This is a genomic window from Pseudomonas sp. S44 (genome assembly GCF_016624805.1).
GTDB lineage: Bacteria > Pseudomonadota > Gammaproteobacteria > Pseudomonadales > Pseudomonadaceae > Aquipseudomonas > Aquipseudomonas machongensis.
Window position 1 is genome coordinate 108,644 of the sequence record NZ_JACVTY010000018.1, and the last position, 7,309, is coordinate 115,952.

The following is a 7,309-nucleotide window of genomic DNA, read 5'->3' on the forward strand; positions in this document are numbered from 1 at the left end:
CGTCGAAAAGGTTGATTCTCCTCATGAGCCAAGCGCCTCTCGTCCTGGTGGACGGTTCGTCCTACCTCTACCGCGCCTTTCACGCCCTGCCGCCGCTGACCACCTCCAAAGGCATGCCCACCGGCGCGGTCAAGGGCGTGTTGAACATGCTCAAGAGCTTGCGCAAGCAGTACCCGGACAGCCTGTTCGCGGTGGTCTTCGACGCCAAGGGCGGCACTTTCCGCGACGCCATGTTCGCTGAGTACAAGGCCAACCGCCCGAGCATGCCCGACGATCTGCGTGTGCAGGTCGAACCGTTGCACGCCAGCGTCAGGGCCCTGGGCTACCCGCTGCTGTGCGTCGAGGGTGTCGAGGCCGACGACGTGATCGGTACCCTGGCCCGCAGCAGTGCGGCAGCCGGGCGTCCGGTCATCATCTCGACCGGCGACAAGGACATGGCGCAACTGGTAGACGGCCACATCACTCTGGTCAACACCATGACCGGCACGGTGCTCGACGTGGCAGGCGTGCACGAGAAGTTCGGCGTGGGCCCTGAGCACATCATCGACTTCCTGGCCCTGATGGGTGACAAGGTCGACAACATCCCCGGTGTTCCGGGGGTCGGCGAGAAGACCGCAGTGGGCCTGCTGACCGGTATCGGTGGCGGTCTGCGTGACCTGTACCAGAACCTCGACAAGGTTCCGGGCCTGGCCATTCGCGGCGCCAAGACCCTGCCGGCCAAGCTCGAGGAGCACCGCGACGCGGCGTTTCTGTCGTATGAGCTGGCGACCATCAAGGTCGATGTCGAGCTGGATGTCCAAGTCGATGCCCTGATATGCGGCGAGCCGGACCGCGAAGCATTGCTGGCGCTGTACACCGAAATGGAGTTCAAGAGCTGGATCGCCGAGGTACAGCGCGACGCCGCCCGGGAGGGTGACACCATTGCTCCGGTCGAGGAGCCTGCTGCCCAGGTCGAGGCGAAATACGAAACCATCCTCGACCAGGCGCGCTTCGATGTCTGGCTCGAGAAGCTGCGCCAGGCGCCGCTGTTCGCCTTCGACACCGAGACCACCGGCCTGGATGCCCAGCGTGCGGAGCTGGTCGGCCTGTCGTTCGCGGTCGAGCCCCATGAAGCGGCCTATGTGCCGCTGGCCCACGACTACGAAGGTGCTCCGACGCAGCTGGACCGCGACGCGGTGCTAACGGCGCTCAAGCCGCTGCTGGAAGACCCGGCCAAGGCCAAGGTCGGGCAGAACGCCAAGTACGACATCAATATCCTGGCCAACGCTTCGCTGCCGATCCAGATGCGCGGCGTGGCCTATGACACCATGCTCGAGTCCTATGTGCTCGACTCCACTGCTACGCGCCACGACATGGACAGCCTTGCGCAGAAATACCTCGACCACAGCACCATTGCGTTCGAGGATATTGCTGGCAAGGGCGCCAAGCAGCTGACCTTCAACCAGATCCATCTGGACAAGGCTGGCCCGTACGCCGCCGAAGATGCCGACATCACCCTGCGCCTGCACCACGCACTGCAGGCACGCCTGGCGAAAACCCCCAGCGTGCAGCCGGTGCTGATGGATATCGAGATGCCGCTGGTGCCGGTGCTGGCCAGGATCGAGCGCCAGGGCGCGCTGGTCGACGCTGCGCTGCTCAAGGTGCAGAGCGGTGAGCTGGGCGTGAAGATGGCCGAGCTCGAACGTCGGGCGTTCGAGCTGGCCGGCGAGGAGTTCAATCTGGGCTCACCCAAGCAGCTGGGGGTGATCCTCTATGACAAGCTGGGCATGCCGGTATTGAGCAAGACCGCCAAGGGCCAGGCTTCCACGGCCGAAGCCGTGCTAGCAGACCTGGCCGCCGAAGGCTATCCGCTGCCAACGGTGCTGATGGAATACCGCTCGCTCAGCAAGCTCAAGAGTACCTACACCGACAAGCTGCCGGAGCAGATCAACCCGCGTACCGGGCGTATCCACACCTCCTACCAGCAGGCGGTGGCCGCCACCGGGCGCTTGTCGTCCAGCGACCCGAACCTGCAGAACATTCCGGTACGCACTCCCGAAGGCCGACGCATCCGCCAGGCCTTCGTCGCCAGCCCCGGCTACAAGCTGCTGGCCGCGGACTACTCGCAGATCGAGCTGCGCATCATGGCCCACCTGGCCAAGGATGAAGGCCTGCTGCATGCCTTCCGCAATGACCTCGATGTGCACCGCGCGACAGCCGCGGAGGTATTCGGTGTGGCGCTGGAGGCCGTCACCAATGACCAGCGCCGCAGCGCCAAGGCCATCAACTTCGGCTTGATCTACGGCATGAGCGCCTTCGGTCTGGCGAAGCAGATCGGCGTCGACCGCAAGCAGTCGCAGGACTACATCGACCGTTACTTCGCCCGCTATCCCGGCGTGCTGGCCTACATGGAGCGCACCCGCACCCAGGCCGCCGAGCAAGGCTTCGTCGAGACGCTGTTCGGGCGGCGCCTGTATCTGCCGGACATCAATGCGAAGAACCCGGCCCTGCGCAAAGGCGCCGAACGCACCGCGATCAACGCGCCGATGCAGGGCACCGCGGCCGATATCGTCAAGCGCGCCATGGTCGCGGTAGACAACTGGCTGAACGACACTGGCCTGGATGCACGGGTGATCCTGCAGGTGCACGACGAACTGGTGCTGGAGGTGCGTGAAGACCTGGTCGAGCAGGTGAAGGCCGAAATTCGCCCCTACATGAGCAACGCCGCGCAGCTCGATGTGCCGCTGTTGGTCGAGGTCGGCGTTGGTTCGAATTGGGACGAAGCTCACTAAATGGCGTGGCGAAGAGGAGTAGGATCTGTGGCGTAGTGTCGCGGATCCGCAGGGTGGGCTCCTCGCCCCCGGTTCTGAAGCTTCATGAAACTATCGCAAATAGTTTTCAAGGCTTCGGAACTAAACCGGTGAACCGGAACTCAGAGTAACTGAATGGCTGGTGAAGCCTTTCGATGCTCCTATGTTGTGTTAAGTGTTGGCAGATATCTGGACCCCGCCCTAGCGGTCCGGACTTGGACCCCGAACTTCCCCCTCCCCATATGAAGTCCGGGGTTTTTTTTGCCCGGAATTTGCCTCATGGCTGCTGGAGAAGCCTGTGGCAGCGGACCCGCCCGCCGCCACAGCGTGCAGGTGGATCTTCAAGCCACCGGCTTGTCTTCCAGCTCCATCCAGTGCGCCAAGACCCGATAGGCCTCTTCCAGCCCCTGGCGCTTGGGTGCCGAAAACAGCTGGATGGACGCCGCGTCGCCCCAGCCCTTGCGAATTTCCGACTGCACCTTGAGCAGAGTGTTCTTGCCCGCGCCGTGAGTGAGCTTGTCGGCCTTGGTCAGCAGGATGTGCATGGGCATGCCGCTGGCCTTGGCCCAGTCGAGCATCATCTTGTCGAAGTCGGTCATGGGGTGGCGCACGTCCATCAGCAGGATCACGCCGCGCAGGCACTCGCGCCCGCCCAGGTAGGCCTCCAGGTGTTTCTGCCAGTGCTGCTTGAGCGGAATCGGCACTTTCGCATAACCGTAACCTGGCAGGTCGACCAAACGCCGTTCATCGTCCAGACTGAAGAAATTCAACAGCTGGGTGCGCCCCGGGGTCTTGGAGGTACGCGCCAGGCTGGCATGGGTCAGGGTATTGAGGGCGCTGGACTTACCGGCGTTGGAGCGGCCGGCGAAAGCCACCTCGTAGCCCTGGTCTTCCGGGCATTGTTCGACCTTGGCAGCGCTGAGGGCGAATTTGGCTTTCTGGCAGAGGCCGAGGATGGGGTTCTTGACTTGCATGGGATATCCGATGTGGGTGTTGCCTGATCCAGGCCGCGTTTCCGTTTGGAGGGCGGAAGTATATAATGCCCCAGTTTTTGTGTGCTCATTCTCCCAGCGAAGGAGGACGAGCATGGGGTGTCGATCACTAGCTCGCGCATCAGAACGCAGCGCGGCCCCCAACCCTGTCAGGTCGTTCCGCATGGCGAAATGGCTGCTGGCGGTCGGTATGTTCCAGCCGTTTTTCAGCGCACAGGCTACACAGGATCCCGAGGCGTTGTACAACCGCACATGTGCGGCCTGTCACGCCGGTCAGCTGCCACAGGCCCCCAGGAAGGGCGATGCGGCGGCCTGGGAACCGAGGCTGGCGCGAGGTGTGGATGTACTGGTGGCGCATGTTACCCAGGGTTTCAAGGCTATGCCGCCGCGTGGATTGTGCATGGACTGCAGTGCCGAGGACTACCGATTGGTCATCCTTTGGATGAGTGGCAGTCCCGATACATAACATTTCACCCTTAGCCGTGTTGGATTAGCTGATGAACAAACTATTCGTGAGTCTGCTGTTGACCATGGGTGTCGCAGGTGCGGCCACTGCTGCCGACCCCATCAAAGGCGATGCCGCTGCCGGCCAGGCGAAGACTGCGGTCTGTGGTGCCTGCCATAACCCTGACGGCAACAGCCTGGCGCCGAACTTCCCGAAACTGGCCGGCCAGGGCCAGCGCTACCTTGAGAAGCAATTGCACGACATCAAGTCGGGCAAGCGCACGGTGCTGGAAATGACCGGCATGCTGGCCGCCTTCAATGACCAGGACCTGGCCGATATCGCCGCTTACTTCGCCAGCCAGAAAGGCAGTGTCGGCGCGGCAGATCCCAAGCTGGTCGAGCGTGGACGTGCACTGTTCAACGGCGGTGACCTGGAGAAAGGCATGCCCGCCTGCACCGGTTGCCACTCCCCTAACGGCGCAGGCATCGCCCTTGCCGGCTTCCCTCACCTGAGCGGCCAGCACTCGCAGTATGTCAGCAAGCAGCTCACCGACTTCCGTGAAGGTAATCGCACCAACGATGGCGATGCCATGACCATGCGCACCATCGCCGGCAAGCTGAGCAACAAGGATATCGAGGCGTTGGCCAGCTATATCCAGGGGCTGCATTGAGGCGAGCGTTAACACTCGGTTAATGCAACATCGCTAAACATGAAAAGGGTGGCGTAGGCCGCCCTTTTTTATGGTCCCAGCCGTTACACTACAGAACTCGAGCCCTTCATGGCCTGTCACAGCATAGGTCGTGTCGAGGCGACCATTGATTGCTCAGGAGTAAAGCATGCGTAAACTGATTCTCAGCGCTGCGCTGGTCGCCGCCAGCGTATTCGGTATGGCCGCGGTGCAGGCCGCCGAGCCTGTGGCGGGCAAGGAATATATCGAGCTGAGCAACCCGGTCCCGGTCTCGCAGCCAGGCAAGATCGAAGTCGTCGAGCTGTTCTGGTACGGCTGCCCGCACTGCTACCACTTCGAACCCACCATCAATCCCTGGATCGACAAGCTGCCGGCCGACGTCAACTTCAAGCGCGTCCCGGCCATGTTCGGCGGCCCTTGGGATGCCCACGGCCAGATGTTCCTCACCCTCGAAGCCATGGGCGTCGAGCACAAGGTTCACGCCGCGGTCTTCGACGCCATCCAGAACCAGCGCAAGCGTCTGACCGACCCGAACGACATGGCTGAATTCCTCGCCACCCAGGGCGTGGATAAGGACAAGTTCCTCGCCACCTTCAACTCGTTCGCCATCAAGGGCCAGGTCAACCAGGCCAAGGAACTGGCGAAGAAGTACGAAATCACTGGCGTGCCGAGCATGGTGGTCAACGGCAAGTACCGCTTCGACCTGGGTACCGCTGGCGGGCCGGAAGGCGTCCTGAACGTTGCCGACCAACTGATCGCCAAGGAGCGTGCCGCTAAGTAAGCGGCGCAGCCATGGCCCGCTTGCGTACCACGCGAAGTGTTGGCCTGCACCAGCCGCGGGTCAACGAACATCATCTGCAGGCCCCAGGCCTGCCAGAGGATGGTCGCCTGCGGCTGCTCAGCTTCAATATCCAGGTCGGTATCAGCACCGAGCGCTACCGCCACTACCTGACCCGCAGCTGGCAGCACCTGCTGCCCCATACCGGGCGGGCCGGCAACCTGCAGAAGATCGGCGACCTGCTCGCTGATTTCGACCTGGTTGCCCTGCAGGAAGCCGACGGCGGCAGCCTGCGTTCGGGCTACGTCAACCAGGTCGAGCACCTGGCCCAGCTCGGTGCCTTCCCCTACTGGTATCAGCAGCTCAACCGCAATCTCGGGCGTTTCGCCCAGCACAGCAACGGCGTGCTCAGCCGGCTCAAGCCCCAGCACCTTGAAGACCACCCCCTGCCCGGTCCGGCCGGTCGTGGGGCGATCCTGGTGCGTTTCGGCGAGGGCGAGGACGCGCTGATCGTGGTGATGATGCACCTGGCGCTCGGCGCCAAGACCCGCGCCCTGCAACTGGGGTATATCCGTGAGCTGATCGGCGGCTATCGCCATCAGATCCTCATGGGCGACATGAACACCCACGCCAACGACCTGCTCGAGCGCTCGCCCCTGCGCGACCTCGGACTGATCGCCCCACAGGTCGAGGCGACCTTCCCCAGCTGGCGCCCGCAACGCTGCCTGGATCACATCCTGCTCAGCCCGAGCCTGACGCTTGAGCGGGTCGAGGTGCTGTCGCAGCCGATTTCAGACCACCTGCCTGTCGCGGTCGAGATCCGATTGCCGGATGCCTTGACTGTGGATACCCTGCCGGTCGTGCGCTGACACACTCAAGAGTTCGCGCTTCGCGCCGAAATCCAGTATTCACATACCCTCTGATGCTATTACCGTTGCGGATCCAGGCATGACCGACGAAGCCGAGCGCTGGAAAGAAAAGTATCTGAAAAGCATCGAACGGCAGGAGAAGCTCGAGCGTCGATGGGAAGCTCGCCTCGACCTGCTGCGCCGTGGCCTGGTCCGCAGCACGCTGGCCGCCGAGGGTAGCGACAAGGTCGTCGACCAGTGCATGAAGGAGATGCGCGAGGTCATCCGCAGTGACAGCATGGACGCGGGGCTCGCCGGGCTTATCCCACGGCTTGAAAAGGCCGTGCTCGAGTCGGAGCAGCGTCGCGAAACGCGGATGAACCAGGTCAGCGATGCGCTGACCTCGCTGGTTTCCCAGTTGCAGGGGCTTGAGCTGCCCGGCGACGTTTCCCGTCCGCTCAAGAAGTTGGCCAAGAAGCTCGACGGCGGTGTCAGCCAGTCGCGTGAGTTGCCGCCGCTGCTTGGCGAGCTCAGCGGTCTGCAGGGGCGCGCGCTGTCGTCGCTGCGCAAGGCGACCGAGGAGGCCCGGCCAGGCTTCCTGCAACGCTTGTTTGGCGGTCGCGAAGAGGGTGCTCAGGCCGAAGCGCCGGAGCCGGAGCACGAACCGGCACCCTCGCGCGCAACGTCACAGAGCCAGGCCGTCGAGCCAACGGGCGAACCGTTGCCTGCGCGCGAACCTGAGCCACGATCCCCAGCCCCAGCCCCAGCC

The 7,309-nt window shown here is 63.3% G+C and carries 6 protein-coding genes and 1 pseudogene; 6 read left to right on the forward strand and 1 reads right to left on the reverse strand.

From position 1 onward, the window contains the following. Nucleotides 1-23: 23 nt before the first annotated feature. A complete protein-coding gene (polA, locus tag IAE40_RS15410; RefSeq protein WP_200603481.1) occupies nucleotides 24-2,771 on the forward strand; it encodes a DNA polymerase I in 2,748 nt (915 codons plus the stop codon). Between the two features lie 359 nt (nucleotides 2,772-3,130). Here polA and yihA read toward each other — a convergent pair whose 3' ends face one another. Beyond that, nucleotides 3,131-3,763: a ribosome biogenesis GTP-binding protein YihA/YsxC gene (gene yihA, locus IAE40_RS15415; RefSeq protein WP_153775016.1), complete on the reverse strand. Its 633-nt coding sequence runs from the start codon at nucleotides 3,761-3,763 to the stop codon at nucleotides 3,131-3,133. Between the two features lie 181 nt (nucleotides 3,764-3,944). On the opposite strand from yihA, the gene IAE40_RS15420 reads away from it, so the two are divergent. From IAE40_RS15420 to IAE40_RS15440, 5 genes and pseudogenes are all read left to right on the forward strand, one after another. Further along, a complete protein-coding gene (locus IAE40_RS15420) occupies nucleotides 3,945-4,247 on the forward strand; it encodes a c-type cytochrome (RefSeq protein ID WP_054893352.1) in 303 nt (100 codons plus the stop codon). A 31-nt stretch (nucleotides 4,248-4,278) separates the two neighbouring features. After that, nucleotides 4,279-4,896 carry a c-type cytochrome gene (locus IAE40_RS15425; protein ID WP_054893351.1) on the forward strand — a complete coding sequence of 206 codons (618 nt, stop codon included), beginning with the start codon at nucleotides 4,279-4,281 and terminating at the stop codon, nucleotides 4,894-4,896. Between the two features lie 166 nt (nucleotides 4,897-5,062). Then, nucleotides 5,063-5,695, forward strand: a complete 633-nt coding sequence (dsbA, locus tag IAE40_RS15430; protein ID WP_054893350.1) for a thiol:disulfide interchange protein DsbA — start codon at nucleotides 5,063-5,065, stop codon at nucleotides 5,693-5,695. A gap of 11 nt (nucleotides 5,696-5,706) precedes the next feature. After that, complete coding sequence (locus IAE40_RS15435; RefSeq protein WP_063542008.1) at nucleotides 5,707-6,561, forward strand: endonuclease/exonuclease/phosphatase family protein; 855 nt, start codon at nucleotides 5,707-5,709, stop codon at nucleotides 6,559-6,561. Between the two features lie 79 nt (nucleotides 6,562-6,640). Continuing rightward, nucleotides 6,641-7,309 (forward strand): annotated as a pseudogene (locus tag IAE40_RS15440) (hypothetical protein); the annotation flags it as partial.

Coding starts and splice junctions, on each gene's coding strand:
- dsbA (WP_054893350.1), top strand. CDS start 5,063: ATGCGTAAACTGATTCTCAGCGCTGCGCTGGTCGCCGCCAGCGTATTC.
- IAE40_RS15425 (WP_054893351.1), top strand. CDS start 4,279: ATGAACAAACTATTCGTGAGTCTGCTGTTGACCATGGGTGTCGCAGGT.
- IAE40_RS15420 (WP_054893352.1), top strand. CDS start 3,945: ATGGCGAAATGGCTGCTGGCGGTCGGTATGTTCCAGCCGTTTTTCAGC.
- polA (WP_200603481.1), top strand. CDS start 24: ATGAGCCAAGCGCCTCTCGTCCTGGTGGACGGTTCGTCCTACCTCTAC.
- yihA (WP_153775016.1), bottom strand. CDS start 3,763: ATGCAAGTCAAGAACCCCATCCTCGGCCTCTGCCAGAAAGCCAAATTC.
- IAE40_RS15435 (WP_063542008.1), top strand. CDS start 5,707: ATGGCCCGCTTGCGTACCACGCGAAGTGTTGGCCTGCACCAGCCGCGG.